This is a genomic window from Actinomadura geliboluensis (assembly GCF_005889745.1).
GTDB lineage: Bacteria > Actinomycetota > Actinomycetes > Streptosporangiales > Streptosporangiaceae > Spirillospora > Spirillospora geliboluensis.
Genome location: NZ_VCKZ01000004.1, coordinates 1 through 17,102 on the forward strand (window position 1 = coordinate 1; position 17,102 = coordinate 17,102).

General features: G+C 65.7%; 14 protein-coding genes and 2 riboswitches. Of the genes, 10 read left to right on the forward strand and 4 right to left on the reverse strand.

What is annotated here, in order from left to right; translation table 11 throughout:
- Nucleotides 1-7: 7 nt before the first annotated feature.
- From ETD96_RS01310 to ETD96_RS01325, 4 genes are all read left to right on the forward strand, one after another.
- Complete coding sequence (locus ETD96_RS01310; protein WP_274704585.1) at nt 8-166, forward strand: NlpC/P60 family protein; 159 nt, start codon at nt 8-10, stop codon at nt 164-166.
- A 283-nt stretch (nt 167-449) separates the two neighbouring features.
- On the forward strand, nt 450-650 hold the full coding sequence (locus ETD96_RS01315) for a helix-turn-helix domain-containing protein (protein WP_138632659.1): 201 nt from the start codon (nt 450-452) through the stop codon (nt 648-650).
- Nucleotides 651-1,484: 834 nt separating this feature from the next.
- Entirely contained in the window at nt 1,485-2,705 is a 1,221-nt protein-coding gene (locus ETD96_RS01320; protein ID WP_138632662.1) for an AbiJ-related protein, read from the forward strand.
- Between the two features lie 413 nt (nt 2,706-3,118).
- On the forward strand, nt 3,119-3,751 hold the full coding sequence (locus tag ETD96_RS01325; protein WP_171068797.1) for a DUF305 domain-containing protein: 633 nt from the start codon (nt 3,119-3,121) through the stop codon (nt 3,749-3,751).
- Nucleotides 3,752-4,116: 365 nt separating this feature from the next.
- On the opposite strand, the gene ETD96_RS01330 is transcribed toward ETD96_RS01325, so the two are convergent.
- Entirely contained in the window at nt 4,117-4,905 is a 789-nt protein-coding gene (locus tag ETD96_RS01330; RefSeq protein WP_138632668.1) for a peptidoglycan recognition protein family protein, read from the reverse strand.
- Nucleotides 4,906-5,284: 379 nt separating this feature from the next.
- Nucleotides 5,285-5,434, reverse strand: a riboswitch (cyclic di-AMP (ydaO/yuaA leader).
- 987 nt (nt 5,435-6,421) lie between these two features.
- Between ETD96_RS01330 and ETD96_RS01335 the strand changes: the two genes are divergently transcribed.
- The 4 genes from ETD96_RS01335 to ETD96_RS01350 all read left to right on the forward strand — a co-directional run bounded on the left by ETD96_RS01335 (nt 6,422) and on the right by ETD96_RS01350 (nt 11,170).
- Nucleotides 6,422-7,459, forward strand: a complete 1,038-nt coding sequence (locus ETD96_RS01335) for a PLP-dependent cysteine synthase family protein (protein ID WP_138632671.1) — start codon at nt 6,422-6,424, stop codon at nt 7,457-7,459.
- Nucleotides 7,456-8,748: an MFS transporter gene (locus ETD96_RS01340; RefSeq protein WP_205719050.1), complete on the forward strand. Its 1,293-nt coding sequence runs from the start codon at nt 7,456-7,458 to the stop codon at nt 8,746-8,748. The genes ETD96_RS01335 and ETD96_RS01340 overlap by 4 nt, the downstream gene beginning before the upstream one ends.
- Nucleotides 8,749-8,839: 91 nt before the next feature.
- The gene (locus ETD96_RS01345) at nt 8,840-9,874 is read left to right on the forward strand and encodes an abortive infection family protein (RefSeq protein ID WP_138632674.1); all 1,035 of its coding nucleotides are present in this window, start codon (nt 8,840-8,842) and stop codon (nt 9,872-9,874) included.
- A 435-nt stretch (nt 9,875-10,309) separates the two neighbouring features.
- Nucleotides 10,310-10,495, forward strand: a riboswitch (cyclic di-AMP (ydaO/yuaA leader).
- Between the two features lie 6 nt (nt 10,496-10,501).
- On the forward strand, nt 10,502-11,170 hold the full coding sequence (locus ETD96_RS01350; RefSeq protein ID WP_240807072.1) for a M15 family metallopeptidase: 669 nt from the start codon (nt 10,502-10,504) through the stop codon (nt 11,168-11,170).
- 401 nt (nt 11,171-11,571) lie between these two features.
- On the opposite strand, the gene ETD96_RS01355 is transcribed toward ETD96_RS01350, so the two are convergent.
- Nucleotides 11,572-12,189 (reverse strand): DUF305 domain-containing protein, encoded by a 618-nt coding sequence (locus tag ETD96_RS01355; protein WP_138632679.1) that lies wholly within the window; start codon nt 12,187-12,189, stop codon nt 11,572-11,574.
- Nucleotides 12,190-12,260: 71 nt separating this feature from the next.
- Nucleotides 12,261-12,641 (reverse strand): DUF6153 family protein, encoded by a 381-nt coding sequence (locus ETD96_RS01360; protein ID WP_138632682.1) that lies wholly within the window; start codon nt 12,639-12,641, stop codon nt 12,261-12,263.
- 731 nt (nt 12,642-13,372) lie between these two features.
- On the opposite strand from ETD96_RS01360, the gene ETD96_RS01365 reads away from it, so the two are divergent.
- Both ETD96_RS01365 and ETD96_RS01370 read left to right on the forward strand, forming a co-directional pair.
- Complete coding sequence (locus tag ETD96_RS01365) at nt 13,373-14,557, forward strand: C40 family peptidase (RefSeq protein ID WP_138632684.1); 1,185 nt, start codon at nt 13,373-13,375, stop codon at nt 14,555-14,557.
- A gap of 327 nt (nt 14,558-14,884) precedes the next feature.
- Nucleotides 14,885-16,249: a YibE/F family protein gene (locus ETD96_RS01370; RefSeq protein ID WP_240807074.1), complete on the forward strand. Its 1,365-nt coding sequence runs from the start codon at nt 14,885-14,887 to the stop codon at nt 16,247-16,249.
- A gap of 141 nt (nt 16,250-16,390) precedes the next feature.
- Here the strand turns inward: ETD96_RS01370 and ETD96_RS01375 are convergent, their stop codons facing one another.
- Nucleotides 16,391-16,798 carry a DUF302 domain-containing protein gene (locus ETD96_RS01375; RefSeq protein WP_138632690.1) on the reverse strand — a complete coding sequence of 136 codons (408 nt, stop codon included), beginning with the start codon at nt 16,796-16,798 and terminating at the stop codon, nt 16,391-16,393.
- Nucleotides 16,799-17,102: the final 304 nt, after the last annotated feature.

Genomic DNA, 17,102 nt, shown 5'->3' on the forward strand with positions numbered 1-17,102 from the left:
CGCCACCATCCACCACGTCGGCATCTACTACGGCTCGGGCCGCATGATCCACGCACCCCACACCGGCGACGTCGTCCGCATCTCTCAATTCACCGGCAACCCCTACCGCGAACGCCAATACATCGGCGCCACCCGCCCCATACCACCGAGTTCCACCGAAACCTGACCGGAGTCCTCCACTTGCATCATCACGGGAGTTCGAACCGTGACACGCACGCCACCAAGACCCCTCGCGCCCCATGTCCCCCGGACTCCAGCCACCAGCGTCCGAAGAGAACGCCCCGCCACCGAAGAAGACCAAAAGCCCACCGCCGGGCGGGCCGATCCGAGCCTGCAGCTACGGCGGCGACTGCCAATCCACAGCCCCCTCGTCCTGTCCGCTCAAGGTCGCATCGACTTCCTGACCTTCCTGTTCCGACGACAAGTCTCATCCCCATGGAGGCCTGACCATGCAGCCCCTCAAACACTCCGACCTCGCTGAACTTCCTGCCGTCGTCGACATAGTCACCGCTGCGCGAGCTCTCGGCCTTTCCCGCACCTACGCTTACCAACTCGCCAAGAACGATCGATTCCCCTGCAAGGTCATCCGCATCGGCACCTGCTACCGCGTCCCCACCGCCGCCCTCCTAGCACTTCTCGAAGCCTCGTAGCGCAGAACAGGAACACCGGTTCATACGTACAACCCATGCCAGTTGCAACGAAAGAGGACTCCGCGCACAAGGAACAGGGCGGCAGGCGCACAGTACCGCTGCCCTGCTTGTGTTGGCTGACGTAGGCGGGCTGCAAGCTTCGAAACCCCGGCCGCCATGTGCTTTGAGCCGCCAGGTTGCGTAAATCGCCGCGAGCGAAGTCAGCTGAAGGTTCCGTTGCTCAGTTTGGTTGATTAGCCCGGGCGCTGGGCGGACTCGCCATCGTCACAGTCACGATCGAGCGCTCGCATCTCAGCGAGCGTGTCGATCTGGTAGGTGGTCCGGCAATCCCATCATGGCCCGGAGGGCGCAAAATGACCCTCGCGGGCTGGCCAGTGAGGAGCGCTTCAATGAGTGCGTCAGGGGAGCGGCCTGCGCCAGGGCCAGCCTGGACAGCGAACAACTGGCGAAACTCGCCCCTAGTTCGGACTTCACCCGGCTCACGAAGACGCCACGTCGCTGGGGGTGTTCGCCGTGTCGGGGCCGGCTCCAGGCGCACGGCGGGCTCGACGAGGGCTCGACCCAGGTCCACTGTTACAAGCTTGGGGGTCCTGACCTTGCAACACGCTCAGACGTCGTGCTCGGTCCTGACCGCCATCAACGCGTGACAAACCATCGCGCGTCATCCACCTTGCCCGGCGTCTCGCTGTGCCGCGCCGGTGCTTGGCTCCATGGCATATCGAAGGTCGCCAGAGCGAGCCGTTCCCCGCCGATGGCGGAGGACGACCGGTCCCGTACTTCTCCAAGCGCGCTAAACTCCGGCGCGCTGGCCGGTGGGGAGGTCATTCTTGAGTCATGACACAGCCCAACATCCGCTCTGGACACGACAAGCAGTCTAAGAAGATCACTGCAGTCACTCGGCGCGACGTCTTCGACTACCTGCGCGGGTTGGACGATTCGTGGTGGGGGCGGCTGGCCGAGATCGGGTTCCTGGAGAGCCTGTATGACTTGGATGCCCTGCCGTCGAACGACTCGCGATACGCGACGGCACGGCGTGACATCATCCAGCACCGGGTCAACAACTACGATTGGGAGGATGACTGGGTTCTCGAGGACCTCCGGTTTCAGCTTACGGACGGACCAGATGAAGTGCTCCTGGCGTTCCTGGCTCGGATGGTCCATCCCGAGGTGCAGTCTGACGTCGACCGGGCGACTCGGCAGGTTGACGAACTGAACCGGTTGTTGGCGCCGGACGGCTGGGCGCTGCGAGCCCATGAGTTCCTTTCCGGCCGACCGATCTATGCGGCGGTCCCGATAGGCCATGCCGCTGGTCCAGTCATCCCCCTGCCGCTCAGAGACGACGACGCAACAAAGCTCGATCTCGTCCTCGGTCAAGTCCATTATCAGCTTGGCAATGATAACCAGAGAACCGCTCAAGACCTGGTCCGCGCCGCGACCCTCGCCCTTCGCCGCGACGGAGGCTTCTTTCACCCGGTTCCCGATGACAACTGGAGAGCTGATACCTATGAAGCTGTCCTGACCGTGGAAGCTGAGCTTGTCTCCGATTTCACTCCGTCGGTGACCGACTCGGTCTGGCGAAGCCTGGCGAGTTTTCTCCACCGCCTCCAACGCGAAGACGTCCAGTCTCTTGTGGTCGAGCCCAGCGTCCCTTCACTTCCCGACATCGGCCCCGACTGGCGCAAGAGCGCCGCAAGTTCTGCCTCGACTCCGACCAATCAGGGCCGGCGCGAGAGGCAGATTGGTGACGGCCACCCTAGCGAGGACGGGCTATTGTTCGGCAGTAGGGCTGAACTCGTGGTCTATCAGGTCCTCAAAGAAATTCAGCGGGAGGGCCCGCCCCAGAACGCTATCGCCATCCTTCCCTTGCCGAGTGCAAAACTCCGTGACGTCGGCGTACGCAGCCCTGACCTCGTCGTCATCGGCAACGGCCGTGCCGTCGTTATGGAAGTCGATGGCCCGCACCACTACGCCCGTACCCGTAAAGCCGACGATGAGGACCGGGACCGGCACTGGCTGCGCTGCGGAATCCAGACGGTGCGCATCGCCTCCGAGTAGACCGATGACACCGCCATGTTAAAGGAGCGTCTCAGAGAGGACCTGACCCGCACACTCATTCCGCGCCGCTGACCAACAGGTTGCTTGCCGAAAAGCGTAGACCGGCAAAAATATCCTGCTTGGTGGCGAGAGAGTGGACTGGCCGGGAACAGGCAGAGTAGTCCGCTCAGTTCGCGAAGCGGGCCGCCCGGGATGGCGTATCAAAGAGATGTCAAAGTCGCGGCGTGTGGCCACGTGTGTCGAGTTGCTGTGGTACATCGTTGATTCGGACGCCAGTGCGCTTGGGGGGTTAGACCAGGCCTTTGGGTGACTCATTGAACAGCGCCCACCATACGGGATAATTGGGAGGGTTCGTGGTTACTTGGGGTGGAGTTTTGGGGCGGCGGCCCACTCGCCTGGCTGCCGTTGCGGCGGTGGTCGGCTCGCTGGCCCTGTCAACCGCCACCTCCGCTTCCTCCGCCGCAGGCGACGAAGGCGTGAGTCTCGCGACCCACTGGCCGACGGAGCGGCACGACGTCAGCTTTATTGCCAAGTTTCTCCCTCATCACCAGGTGGCTGTGCAGATGGCCAGGGTGGCTGGGGAGCGGGCGGCGGAAGAAGAGGTTCGTCGACTGGCCTCGCACATCGTAGAGGTGCAGACCCGCCAGATCGGCCAGATGCGGGCCTGGCTCAGAGAGCGCAGCGCCGAGCCGATGCCGGCCCCGGCTCCCGTCCGGAAGATGGATCAGCAGAACCTGCGCATGCTGCGCGAGGCGCGCGGGGCGCAGGTCGACCGGCTGTTCTTGATACTCATGCGCATGCATCATTCCCAGGGCATCTCGGAGGCGGCCGACGAACTCCAGCACGGTCGGGATTCGTTCGCCACCAAACTCGCCCGGACCGCTAAAGAAGACCATCTCGGCGAAGTAGCCGAGATGAACCGGCTGCTGACGCCGTGTACGGGAGGACCGAGTAGGGCGGGCGGACGTCTCGACACGGTCGAGGGAAAGCTGCCGGGAGTGCGTCAGGCGCTGGATATCTCTTGCAGGCCGAGAACCGGACGGTGATCCTGACGGTGTGCCACGGCCTCGACCCGAATCCAGGATCTTGGCCTGCTCGGAGCGGCAGACAAGCGGCTGGAAATCGCAGACGGCGACGAGCGGCATGAACGGATAGGCTACGGCGCCGGGTAAGTGTTCACAGCACTGCACGAATGATCTGACGTGCACGGCCAGAAGGTGATCTGGTCAATCATTCGGAGTCGTCTCCGAAGTCGGTGGGACGTGTTGTCCACGAGCCCAGAGGCGTTCCATGGCGGGCCCGCCGACCTGCGATCTCGCGTGGGGCGCCAGTGAGGCCGAGACCGCAGGGCCTGGTATCGGGCTGGCAGGTCGCGCCTAGGCACGGATGGTCCACGCAGATGCGGTTCGTGTCAGCGGAGCATCCTGGAGGAGACGACCTTGGCGACGTCTCTGCGCAGGCTTGGGAGCGTGGGGGCGAACTTGTAACCGCAGCAGTCTGTGTCGTTGAACTTCATGTGCGGGACGATGGCCTCGTACGGGTCGAGGTCATACTGTTCGCACAACCAGGCGCAGACCTTGACCAGGGAATCGCGTAGGCGTTGCGGAGGCAGAACGGTGTTGTAGGTGCCTTCGCACTCGATGCCTACTGTGTCGGCGTTCGCGCCTCTCACATGCGTGCCGACTACCATCTCGCCCCGCTGGGCGGCCTGGAGGCTACCCGTACGTCCCTCCAGGATGTGGCCTCCCCGGCTGATGGTGAAGTGCTGCCCGGTGTCGCCCCATCCTCGACCTTTATGCGCATTCTGGATGGCGCGCGCGAGGCGCTGGGCCCGCGCGAGCGAGTAGTCATCGACGTTGTCGGTGAAGGTGTGATGGACGACGATGTACTTGGGAGGACGCCGGCGGACGGCCGCGGTCCTCTCGGGCTTGCCGGCCCCCCACTCCTTTGTCGGGTGGATCAGCGGAGACTTGGCGGACGTCTTGCGTGCGTTACCGGAGGTGGGAGATCGCCTGCCATCGGGCACGCCCGCCTGGCTACTCGAGGCGGCTCGTTGAGCTGTCCGCTCCGGAGGCGAACCCCGCATCTCCTGGACGCCGAATGCCGCGCCGGCTGCGAGGAGGCCGCCCAGCAGGAGAGCTCGGCGAGGTACGGCACCGCCTGTGGAGTCGTTCGCGCGGTGTCGTCCGTCGTAGTTCATCGGAATTCCTCCGAGGGGGCGCCCGACGGCGTGGCCAATGTCGTATGAATGGCAGGCCGAAGGGCAGGCGGAACTCGCCGCCTGTGGTCAACTGGGAATAGTGCGGGCACGGATGCATAGCGGTCTGCCCACCCCGGCTATGGCCGTGGACTCGAAAGGGCGCCGGTAAACTAGTTGCGCACGTGCACGCCATGAAGAAGACGCTGTATCAGCGGGCCGCGAGATCGTCCTCATCAAAGGACCGGATCCAACAGAACCCGTTTCTCTGCTGACTTCCGGTGTTCTTCGCTGTGGCAGGTCAGCTGCTAGGACGGTTTGCCGATGGGGAGTCAGGCACAGGGCGGCCGACGACTGGGGGAGCGTACTGCCTTTTCACGCTTTCTCCTCTCCTTGACTGCCTACCGGGTTAGCTGACGGGTTCGGGCCAGGAGCAGGCCCTACCGCGACTCCGGTCGCGGATTCACCCCAAGAAGGATGGGTCCCCGGTTTCCAGGGCGTCGGGCGCCATGGAATTAGGCGTTCGGACGGTCGCCTCTGGAGCGGCGTTCTCCGGCCGACTACTAGGCAAGTTAGTACATGGAGCTCAGTGGATCCAAGTCGGCAAAGGTAAAATTCAATAATGATCTACGTGGCCCGATCCGTCTGGGGTCGCGTCTTCGCCTGTGGGTGAGGCGGGATCGGGAGGCGCCTCAAGGGGTGCGGGGCACTGGAGTTCCGCCAAGGTCGACTTGGCTCAGCCCTGAAGGCGGCATACGGGATTTTGCCGGGGCCTCGTCCTACAGCTCGTAGGAGATGACTACAGTACGTGATGTGCAGTTGACGCAACGTGCTTCAATGAGGAGTGCCTCGCCGTCGGGTGGCGGCCTATCACTCCTGCTGATCACGTTGTCTGCGCTCCACTTCGTGCTGTGCCTGCCTGGTCTGCACTCCGGAGCACCGGCCGGGACGGTGGAGCACAAGGTCTTCGCCGTCGCCCTCGGTTCCTACACCGACGGTCAGATCGGTAACGCGGGCGGAGCATCCACGAAGGGTCTGCCCCCGGAGTCGCATGACGACTGTGGAGACTCGACGGCTCTCCCGTCCGAGGGCAATCGGGTCGTGATGCTTCTCATCGCCGCGTTCCTCGGACTCGCCGTCCTCTTGGTGAGGGGAGAGCGAGATACGGCAGCGATGTTCCTGCGGAGCCTCCGCACCGCGTTGCGTCGACGATGTTTGTCGCCGAGCTGCCCTCACGGGGCCCGTCTCCTGAATCTGATCTGCCTGGCGCGGCTGTGATCGGCCGGGTTATGCGTCCGCGCCGATGAAGAGAAGGCGGAGCACGACGTCCTCCGATCTTCACCCTCGGCATGCCCGCTGAGGGATGTCCTCGCGGCCGCGCCGCAACCACATCCGCGCTGTTGAGCCGTGCCTTCAGGAGAGAACGTTGGACGCGATCGACCTGCACGTCCCAGGGCCTTCAAGGAGCCTTGGCTCTCACCCGAAAACGCGAGCCGGTACCTGCCGGTCGCCTGCTCGCATGGTCGGGGACACCCCCGTCCTGTGGATTCCGGATCTGACCGGACGGAGCCCGAACGGCTTCTGGGCCAAGATCGAAGGCACGAACCCGGGCGGTATCAAGGATCGTCCGGCCCTCTATATGGTCGCCCGCGCCCGGGAACGTGGGGATCTCGTCCCCGGGACGCCGATCATCGAATCCACCAGCGGCACGTTCGGGCTCGGCCTGGTACTCGCCGGGATCTCTTACGGCCATCCCGCCACCCTCGTCACGGACCCGGGGATGGAGCTGCTGATGATCAATCTGCTTCGTGCGCACGGCGCCACAGTCGACGTGGTGACGGAGCCCCATCCCACCGGGGGCTGGCAAGAGGCCCGGCGACGACGTGTCCAGGAACTTCGAGAACGGCAGGGCGACGCCTACTGCCCTGACCAGTACAACAATCCCGACAACGTCGCCGCCTACGAGGGACTCGCGCTCGAATTGGCTGGTCAACTCGGCCAGGTGGACGTGCTCGTCTGCAGCGTCGGCACCGGAGGTCACAGTGCCGGGACCTCGCGGGTTCTGCGCCGGATGTTCCCGGAGTTGCGGGTCATCGGGGTCGACACCGTCGGGTCCACTATCTTCGGGCAGCCAGCGAGGCCGCGGCTCATGCGCGGACTGGGAAGCAGCATCTACCCGCGCAACGTGGACTACGCCGCGTTCGATGAGGTCCATTGGGTCGCGCCTGCTGAAGCCGTCTGGGCCTGCCGGGAACTCGCCAAATCCCGGTACACCACCGGCGGGTGGAGCGTGGGGGCGGTGGCGCTCGTGGCCTCATGGATGGCCCGGTCAGGATCGGGACACAACAGGATCGCGGCCGTCTTCCCCGACGGACCTCAGCGCTATTTTGCGACGGTCTTCGACGACGAGTACTGCTCCCGCCACGACCTGCTGGGCACCGTCCCTGGCGAGAAGCCCGATGTGATCAGGCATCCCGCCGAGCGCGAGGTCACCCGGTGGACCCTCTGCGCCAACGTGACGGCGCCGGCCGGAGCATCCGCGGAGGCCGCGCTGTGAGGGCGACATGGTCCCAGCTGTGGTCGTTCGACCGTCCGGTCCGGCTGCTGATGGTCAATCAGCTCACCATCAACCTGGGCTTCTACATGCTGATGCCCTACCTGGCCGATCACCTGTCCAGCGATCTCGGATTCGCGGCGTGGCTCGTCGGCCTGACACTGGGCGTCCGCAACCTCAGCCAGCAGGGCATGTTCCTGATAGGAGGAAGCCTCGCCGACCGGCTCGGATACAAGCCGATGATCCTCACGGGTCTGGTACTGCGCACGGTCGGGTTCGTCCTGCTCGGGATCGCCGACGCGTTGCCCCTCCTGCTCTTGGCTTCGGCCCTCACCGGCCTTGCCGGAGCCTTCTTCAACCCCGCCGTGCGCGCCTACCTGGCTCGGGAGGCCGGAGAACGCAAGGTCGAGGCGTTTGCGGCGTTCAACGTCTTCTACCAGCTGGGGATCTTGGTCGGGCCGCTGATCGGGTTGCTACTGGGCGGCATCGCGTTCCAGCTCACCTGCATGGTCGCGGCCGGGCTGTTCGCGGTGCTGGCCGTCGCGCAGGCCAAGGCGCTCCCAGCCCGGCGCGGCACCCGCGCCGGCGCCGGCGGTTCCGTCGTTCGGGATTGGCGGACGGCGCTGGCCAACCGTGCCTTCGTCCTGTTCTCCCTGGCGATGATCGGCTCATACGTCCTGAACTTCCAGGTCTACCTCGGGTTGCCCATCGAGGTCCGCCGGGTGACGGGAGGGGAGCTCGGCGTCACCCTGCTCTTCGTCGTGTCCGGTGGCTTGGCCGTGCTGGGACAGGTGCGGATCACGTCCTGGGTCAAAGGACGCTGGACGTCGGCGCAGGCTCTGGTCCGGGGGCTGGCGTTGATGGGGCTGTCGTTCCTCCCGATGGGACTGGCCGCCGTCCTGGTGCCGGCCACGGCGTCGCTGCCAGACGGACCGGCAGGCTATGCGGTGGCGATTGCACCCATCTTGCTGAGCACCGCACTGCTCACGCTCGCGACCATGGTGACGTACCCATTCGAGATGGCCACCATCGCGGCGCTCGGAGGTGACGAGTTGGTCGGTACCTACTACGGCCTCTACAACACGATGTCTGGCATCGGCATCGCACTCGGCAACATGCTCACAGGGGCCGCCCTCGACGCGGGCCGTGCCATCGGGATGCCCAGCCTGCCGTGGCTGGCGCTCGCCGTGGTGGGCATCGCCTGCGCCTTGGCCATCCGTACCCTCGCGCGCGCTGGACGGCTTACTCCCATCCGTGAACGTCCGCGCGACCGCGTCACAGCTTCCGGTTGAGATACCACCTCAAAACGGTGTGAGGCGGCGGGGGCACGAGGTGTTGAATTGTCCAGCCACAGCGCTGTACTAGTCACCTTGAGAGGCACGAGTGACCACGCCCACCTCCGGAGTATCGACACCACCGCTCGTGTATCAGCTCACTCTCGAACGTCCAAGCGGAATCAAGGACGAGGCGTGGCGAGAGATCGAAGCGCAGCAGCGGCGTCTTGCCCTGGCTCTGGAGACCGGCGACCATCCGCTGTGCGTTGGCACGGCCAAGGAGCTGGTCGAGGCCATCGCGAAGATCGTGATGTCGACGCGCGGGCAGGCCACCGGAGCCTTGATGGATTTCGACAAGTGCGTCATTCACGCACACAAGGCTTTGGAACGTCTGCCGGATCCTGACCTCAGCGACGATCAGAAGCTGAGGCAGCTCGTCCGGAGCGCGAAGGGCATCGTCACCCAGCTCGGTGCGATCCGCGACGCTTACGGAACAGGCCACGGCCGGTCCGAGCAACCTGCGGTGAGCGAGGAGATGGTCCACCTCTGCCTTGACGGGGCACTGCTCTGGTCCCGGTGGGCGCTTCGCCGGCTTGGGGTCCTCACCCTCTCGATGCCCGAGCCTTTGATCCAGGACCTCGAACACGCGACCTTCCACCGCGGTGATCTCGCCAGGCGTCTGGACGCAGCCCGCATGGCCACCTTGGATTCGGCCGTGCAGCGCAGGATCGGGCTCGCCGTGGCGCAGCGCGCGATGCGGGAGACCTTCGTCGTTCGACACGACGGCGTTGAGGAGTGTGCTCTGAGCCGCGATTTGACGATCTGGCCAGCCGCATACCGCAGCGCGCTCTTCGAGGGGCTGTTCATCGACCCGAGCGGGCGACTGACCGTGGACGAGTGGTCGGCCGAGTGGGCAGCGCGCGTGCTCGCGCCACTTCCTCCGAACGAGGTCATCGCGCTGATCGGCAGCTTGCGGAGCAAGCTCGCCGAGACGAGTGCGCCCTCACTCGCGCAGGATCCCTTCTCGGGCGACCTCGGCCTCGAACTACGCCTCAGGGAGGGCGCCTCCTACCTGGCACCGGCTGCGCGAGACTACTGGAGGCTCCTCGCCCGCGAGGTTGCCGTGGCAGCCGAGAACACCTAGTCGGCAGTCAGACCGCGCCGCAGCGAGGGTGTTTACGGAGGCTACAGGGCTTCACTTGCCTCGGTCTGGCTGAAGTTCTGTGCGCAGGCCTGCCGCCTGGGGCGGCGACACGCCTTCGATGATCTCTATGTGCTGGTCGCTCGCCTGCCGACGGACGGCTCGGACGACCGTGCATCGTCTTTGGCCCCCATGCTTATCGCTAGCGGCGACATCTTCGAGCAGCAAGGGGCGGCTGCCCTGGTGATCATGCTGCTTCCCAGCGCCGAGTAGGGTGCGCTGTTTGCGCATGGTTTGCAACGTCTTGGGTGTTTGGTATGGTCCGTGCCTATTCGGTGCCTGCCATGCGCCGAAACCACACATCAGTGCCCGCTTCATCGCTGAGTCGACGGCGGCTCGCGATCCGGCTCGTCTGTAGTGCGACCCGGTGGTCAGGTGAAGACGGGGACGCCGAGTCCGCGCACGCGCGGAGCCGGGGAACCAGCGCGAGAACGTTCCAGGTCGACACGATCTGACATCTCGCAGGGGTGAATCGACCTCTCCTCATCACGAACGCATGAGGTCGTAGGGCAGCTTCCATGCCCGAATCCGTCAGCTAACCCGGTAGGCGGTATGGAAGGAGAAGGTGCCGTGAGACCTCGGCATGGAAAAAAGATCTTCAATCTCACTGCTCCCGTTTCCGGAGTGGTTCTCGCCGGTGTGTTCGCCGGTTCGCTCGGCCTGATGACGGGCGGCGACTCGGAGGACAAGGAACCCCGCACAACGCGGCCCGCCATACTCGCAGCGGACCGAGGTGAAGAACCGCCTGAGCCGGGACGTGCGTCTCAGCCCGATAAGAGCAGGGCGGAGCCCGCCAAGCCGCCGGCCACATGCAAGCCTTCGCAGGCGAAGAAGCGTAAGTACGCGAACGGCCGGATCCCGACCCGAGACCTCTGTCCGCTGCCTGAGCGGGGAGAGTTCCTGCGGGCCGACGCGGCGGTGGCCTTCTACAAGCTCAATGCGGCCTATAAGAAGCGCTTCGGCAAGGACGTGTGCGTGAGGAGCTCCTACCGCACCTTTGCCAAGCAGAAGCAGCTCTATGACCGCATGCCTGCGGGCATGGCCGCACGGCCAGGCCGCAGCAAGCACGGGGATGCCATCGCCGCCGACTTCTGTGGCGGTGTGCAGAACGATGAGTCGCCGCAGTTCAAGTGGATGCTCGCCAACTCGAAGAAGTATGACTGGGTGCACCCGAAGTGGGCCTTCAGCAGTCCGTTCGAGCCGTGGCACTGGGAGTTCGACGTCGGCCAGGACGCCTAGCGGACTCTTCGTGGGGTGGGCCGGACCGGGCGAGCTGGTCCGGCCCACCCCACCATGGGTCCCTCCTGTCGGAGCTGGCGACCGTTGACGTGGGCGCGGTCCCCGAGGAACCGGTGGGCCGGGAACGCGGCGAAGCATCATGACGCGTGAACTGCTTTACCACCTGGCCGGGTACGGGGCGTGTGATGGGCGGCCCGGCCGTTGGGGGGAGCCGTCCTTTACGGGTCGGTCGGCCTTCTCGCAGAGGCGTTGGTGTTGACACGCAGCAGGCCACACCACACCAAGCGCGGCCGGAGTTGACGCCGCTTCAGCCACATCGCCGTGCCTGTATCGGGCGTCGAATGCCGAACCGACAGCAGTGCGGGCGGGGCCGTGGGCCCCGCCCGCACTGCCGAGCGGTACTACTGCTTGAGCAGCTCCTGCATCTTGGTGATCTCCGCGGACTGCGAGCTCACGATGTTCGTGGCCATCTGCTTGGCCGCGGGGAACTGCCCGGAGGCCTGCTCGGTCTTGGCCATCGCCACGGCGCCCTCGTGATGCTTGATCATCATTTCGAGGAACGCCTTGTCGAAGGCCGCGCCCTGGGCGCCCTCCAGTTCCTTCATCTCCTTTTCGGTCATCATGCCGTCCATGCCATGGCCCATGTGGCCCATGCCGCTCGTCCCGGGGGAGGGCACCGACGCTCCCCAGCCGGTCAGCCAGCCGGACAGCTGCTTGATCTCCGGATCCTGGGCCTTCTTGATCTCCGTGGCGAGCTGCTTCACCTCTGGTGAGGCGGCGCGGGTGGCGGCCAGGTCGGCCATCTCGATCGCCTGGCGGTGATGCGGAATCATCATCTGGGCGAACATGACGTCCTGGTCGTTGTGCTGTGCCTGCGAGCCGCCATTGGACGGCGAAGCGCTCGCCGACATCGAATGGCCGGACATCGGGCCCTTGGCATCGTTGGAGTCGTTGTCGCCGCAGGCGGCCAGGCTGATCGCCAGGGCGGGGACGGCGACGAGCGCGAGTACGCGCTTCATGGTGGTGAACCTTCCGTGTTGAGTGTCTGTGACGTCTGGGAGCCCGGCGCTACGAAAGCACCGGCGGCCTGTCACAGCCTCAGCACGCCCAAGCGGTAGAGAGACGACCTAGGTGGAGGCCGGCCTACGAGGAGGATCCGGATCCTGGTCAGGATCCGCCTCGCCACGATCATCGGCTCGCGCACGAACAGAGCGACGATCGCCGCAAGGAAGGAGATCATGGTCAGTATCGCCAGGCAGACCTGACCGCCCGGATGATCCTGGTGGCGATCGGCTGGCTGGTCCTCGCCAGAGGACTTGTGGATGGCCTTCGACGAGGACGGCGTCGCGTCATGCTCGATGCTCATGGCCGTCAGTGGAACGCCGACCGTCTCGGTGGGGCTCGGCGACGCCTGGAAGCCGTGCATCCCCAGAACGCAGAGCAGCATGAGCAGGGCCAACGGCAGCTTCATGGCTCGCCGGTACCGTTCCGGTGACCGAATCAGCTCTCCCACCTGCCGTTCCACATCGACCATCCGCGTCGACGACCGCTGGCCGTACCTCTCCCTGCCTTCTCTGCCACGTCCATGCTAGTGAGGAGTGGCCACTGGTCGGCCAAAGCGCCGCCTTGACTAGGCCATACGTCTTCCAGCGCGCTCCTGGCTCAATCGAGATCGCCTCGGTCAGGGGCCACGACTTGGTCATCGGCTAAGAACGACCGGTTGTCGTGCGATTGGGGCTGGTCGAGCGAGCCAGTTCAAGAGCGGCGTCCAGAACGCGACACCTGCGCCGTCCTGCAGCCTCCGCGCCGACCGAGATTAGACAGTCTGTCCGCGCCTCCGATCCGGTAGCGGATCACAAACCGGTTACGATGCAACGTAGTAGGACGATCACAAGGCTGGCGGCGGGAGGTTCGAGTGGGCTGCGGTCGAGTTGTTGCCAGGTTGGTGACACCTTGAGCAGGCGGGTTGAGTTTAGCCAGGTCGTGCCGCTCTCGTGAGCCTTGGTGGCTTGCCGGGCGGACGGGGGCGATCAAGGCAAGTCGGTCGCCCGCCTTCTGTCATATCTACTATCCAAAGTAGTAATTGAGGTGGTGTTGCGACTGCTTGGGCGCGGTCATCGGCTGGCGTTGAGGTGACATGGCGGATATCGTCGCCTCCGACACGTCGTAGGAGATGGTACGCGAACCTCGTGGGAGGTCCGGGTGTTCAAGTCGAGCGGCCGCGCGGTTCCCCTGGTGATCGGCATTTCCGCGGTGACTACACTGATCGCGGACGTGGCGGTCCTGGCCGTCCGCTCGGCCTCGCAGGCACCTCCGGCCACAGTGGCGCAATCAGGATCGACCCGCTTTCTGGCGGCGGGGCGTCCCGCATCGGCCTCCGCGGGCCTCGTCGCCCCCTTGAAGTCGCGGCTCGCGCCGCATCTGCTCGTGGCCGCCTCACGACCGGTACCGGCCCCGGTGATCGCCAAGATCGCCGGTTTGAAGGGCGTAGGTGGAGTCGAGACGGTCGATGCGGCACGGGGACGTCTCGCGGGCAAGCCCGTCACCGTCTTCGGTGTCGAGCCTTCGACCTTCCGGCGCTACACGCCGAAACCCACCGCGGAATCGGACGCGCTCTGGCGCAACATTGCTGCAGGGGACATCGCGGTCTCCTTCGCGCTGGGGACCGACGGCGGTGTGTCCCTCGGCAGCCAAGCGGAGCTCGACGGAACCTCTGGAAAGACCAGCCTCAGAGTGGGCGCGCTCGCCACGGTGGGGATCGGTGAGGTCGATGCCGTGGTTTCGCGGTCAACCGCGCGGGCCCTGGGCATGGCCGAAGGCAACGCGCTGCTCATCAGCGCCGGGAAGCGTGACCTGCCGAGACTCACTCGTAGCGTGCGCCGGCTCGTATCGGGCGAGTCCAAGGTCGTGCCGCTCGCCAACGGCAACGGGGCGTCCCCGGACGCCGGTGCCCAGCTCCCGGATGCTCGTGGTCAGGTCTTAACCGCACTCCAGATCCGCTCGGCCATCGAAGCGGCAGAGAGCAAGCTCGGGATGCCGTACGTCTGGGGCGGAGAGTCGGACGCCGAAGGCGGCTACGACTGCTCAGGGATCCTGCAGTATGCCTTCGGCCTGGCTGGTGTCCGGCTACCGCGAGTCGCTGACGATCAGGCGAAGGCCGGCTGGCGGATCCCGTTCGACAAGGCCCGGCCCGGCGATCTGCTCACGTGGGCCCACGACCCCACCGCCCCGGGATACATCTCCCATATCGCGCTCTACCTCGGCGATGGCAAGATGCTCGCCGCACCGAGGCGCGGCACCGTCGTGCGCATTCAACCGGTCTACTTCAGGAACTTCCAGGGGGCGATCCGCATCAATCCGCGTCTCGCCGCCCGGCTAGCGGGCTGACTGGTTGAGATTGGGCCTCACCCCCACGCCTGGCCGAATGGGTCGGCGTTTCGAACACGGTGAGGACGCGATGGGAAGCCGGGGGGTCTTACGTGCGAGGGCGACGCTCAAGCGAGGAACCAAACGGATGCTGAGATATGCAAGGTCCCGGCACTAGCTCCCAGTTGCCACCGGTGAGCCTCACGGTGGTTACTCCTTCCCCGGGTTGGGCTAGTGCGGTGTAGGGCGAACAGCGGCAAGGAGCAGCCAGAGATGGGCGGTAACCACGCACACGGCAGTCACGCTCATGGCGGGAGGGCCAGGGCATCGCGGCCGGTGCGGATAGCGGTGCTGGCGGTCATTATCCCTGTCGCGCTGGTGACGTTGGCGGCTGTGCTGTGGATGTGGCCGGACAAGCCCAAGGCGCCCGCCAGCACGGGATCGGCATTGACCAAGGTGACCGGCACGGTCGTCGGTATCGATCTCAAACCGTGTCCGAAGCAGGTGCAAGCGGCGCCGCCGGGTGAGCCGACGTCCGATGCTCCGCCCACTGACCCGCGCCGGTGCGGCACCGCCCGGGTGAAGTTGACTTCGGGAGCCGACAGCGGCCAGGTCGTGCGCACCGAACTGCCCAGCGGGCCAGGCACCTCGGTGTTCACCGCCGGGCAGAAAGTCGTGTTGCTGCACATGCCCGACGCCGTCGAGGCGCCCGAAGGCTCGGCGCCGCCTGGGGTGAGCCCCTACCAGCTGTCGGACCACGACCGGTCGACCCCTTTGTGGCTGGTCGGGGTGGCGTTCGCGCTCGCGGTGGTTGCGTTCGGGCGGCTGCGCGGACTGACCGCACTGCTGGGCCTGGCGGTCACGTTCGTGCTGCTGCTGCAATTCCTGATCCCGGCGATCCTGGACGGTCGGCCGCCGCTGCTGGCCGCGGTGGTGTGCGCAGCGGCGATCATGCTGACGGTGCTGTACCTCACGCACGGATTCACGATGTCGACCTCGATCGCGGTGATCGGCACCATCGCCAGCCTCACCCTGACCGGAGTACTCGCCACGGTAGCGATCAATCTGACGCACCTTTCGGGGATCACCGATGACGCTTCGCTGAACCTGGACCTCAGCTACAGCGTCAACGGTCAGGGACTGCTCCTGGCCAGCATCATCATCGGGGCGCTGGGCGTGTTGGACGATGTCACCGTCACCCAGGCCGTCACCGTCACCGAGTTGGGGCGCGCCAACCCCGCTTACCGGTTCGGCCAGCTGTACCGGGCGGCGGCCCGGATCGGCCGCGCGCACATCGCCTCGGTGATCAACACGGTGATCCTGGCTTATGCCGGAGCATCCCTGCCGCTGCTGCTACTGCTGAGTGTCGGCAACCAGCCGCTAGGCGAGGCGCTGACCGGACCTGCGCTGGCCACTGAGATCGTCCGCAGCGTCGCAGGCACTCTAGGACTGATCGCCGCCGTCCCGATCACCACCGCCCTGGCCGCCCTACTGCGTTCCCGTGATCCCGCCACTACTGAGCCTGCCGATGCGGACCCTGTGCCAGGCGGGGAACGTTACGGCGCCCGGCATGCTCCGCCAGCGAATGCGGCGGGCCGGGCCGCACCCGATGGCGGGCAGCCTCCCGGCGGTCAGCACCGCACGGCCCAGCGGCCGACGAGTGAAATCCCACCGCCATCGTGGCGCGGCGGCTCCAGTGACCCATTCCCATAACGGTGCGGACACTGCCCAGGGGCCCGTGGGACCTAAGACTGCCCGGTTGCTTCATCGGCCTCGGCTTCTGCCGGGTGGCCGGCCCAGACGGGGGAAGCGACGCTCATGGCGAGCGGGGGATTGCCAGACCCGTAATAGACATCAGCCGAGCCCGGCTTGGCTGGACAGAGTGTCGAGCGCGGCCTGGATACGCTGTCCGGCCTCTTCGGCGACCGGACGCAACTCGGGCCGCTCGGGGACGGCGACCATGATGCCTGGGTCGAGCGCCTGCACCAGAGTCCCGCCCTCGGGCAGAGCACGAACGACGACATTGCACGGGAGCAGCAGACCGATCTCACGCTCGACGCCCAAAGCGCGGTGGGCGAGCTGCGGATTGCACGCGCCGAGAATGAGATAGTCCTCCATGTCCTCGCCGAGCTTGCTCTTAAGGGTGGTGCGGAGGTCGATCTCGGTCAGGATGCCAAAGCCCTGGTCGGCGAAGGCTTCCTTGACCTTGGGAACAGCATGGTCATAGGTCAGGTCGAGGGTGATCGTGCGGGCGTAGTCCATGGCGTTAGTCCTCGCCTCGGGCTGCTTCACGGTGTGCGGTCCGTAGGGGAGACGGCTAATGACGGCCACAAATAGGAGCATCACCAGTCGCCGGAGGCCTGCTCTTCGGTAGCGGTGGGCCGAGACCGCGCGCGCGGAGCTTGGCGCACCGATTTCTCGGCGGCGTGCCCAGGCACCACGGTGGTAAACCGCCCCGGACGGCCCGTGCCGTGGATCATGAAGATCATCATGAGTGATGGCAGGTGAGCGCGGTGCCGGCAGCAGAGTGTCGGCCGGCGGCCCGAGGCAAATGCGCCGATGGTTA

Excerpts from the sequence above, each read along its gene's own strand:
- ETD96_RS01330 (WP_138632668.1), bottom strand. The coding sequence starts at position 4,905 with ATGAACTACGACGGACGACACCGCGCGAACGACTCCACAGGCGGTGCC.
- ETD96_RS01375 (WP_138632690.1), bottom strand. The coding sequence starts at position 16,798 with ATGGACTACGCCCGCACGATCACCCTCGACCTGACCTATGACCATGCT.
- ETD96_RS01355 (WP_138632679.1), bottom strand. The coding sequence starts at position 12,189 with ATGAAGCGCGTACTCGCGCTCGTCGCCGTCCCCGCCCTGGCGATCAGC.
- ETD96_RS01315 (WP_138632659.1), top strand. The coding sequence starts at position 450 with ATGCAGCCCCTCAAACACTCCGACCTCGCTGAACTTCCTGCCGTCGTC.
- ETD96_RS01360 (WP_138632682.1), bottom strand. The coding sequence starts at position 12,641 with ATGAAGCTGCCGTTGGCCCTGCTCATGCTGCTCTGCGTTCTGGGGATG.
- ETD96_RS01335 (WP_138632671.1), top strand. The coding sequence starts at position 6,422 with ATGGTCGGGGACACCCCCGTCCTGTGGATTCCGGATCTGACCGGACGG.
- ETD96_RS01320 (WP_138632662.1), top strand. The coding sequence starts at position 1,485 with ATGACACAGCCCAACATCCGCTCTGGACACGACAAGCAGTCTAAGAAG.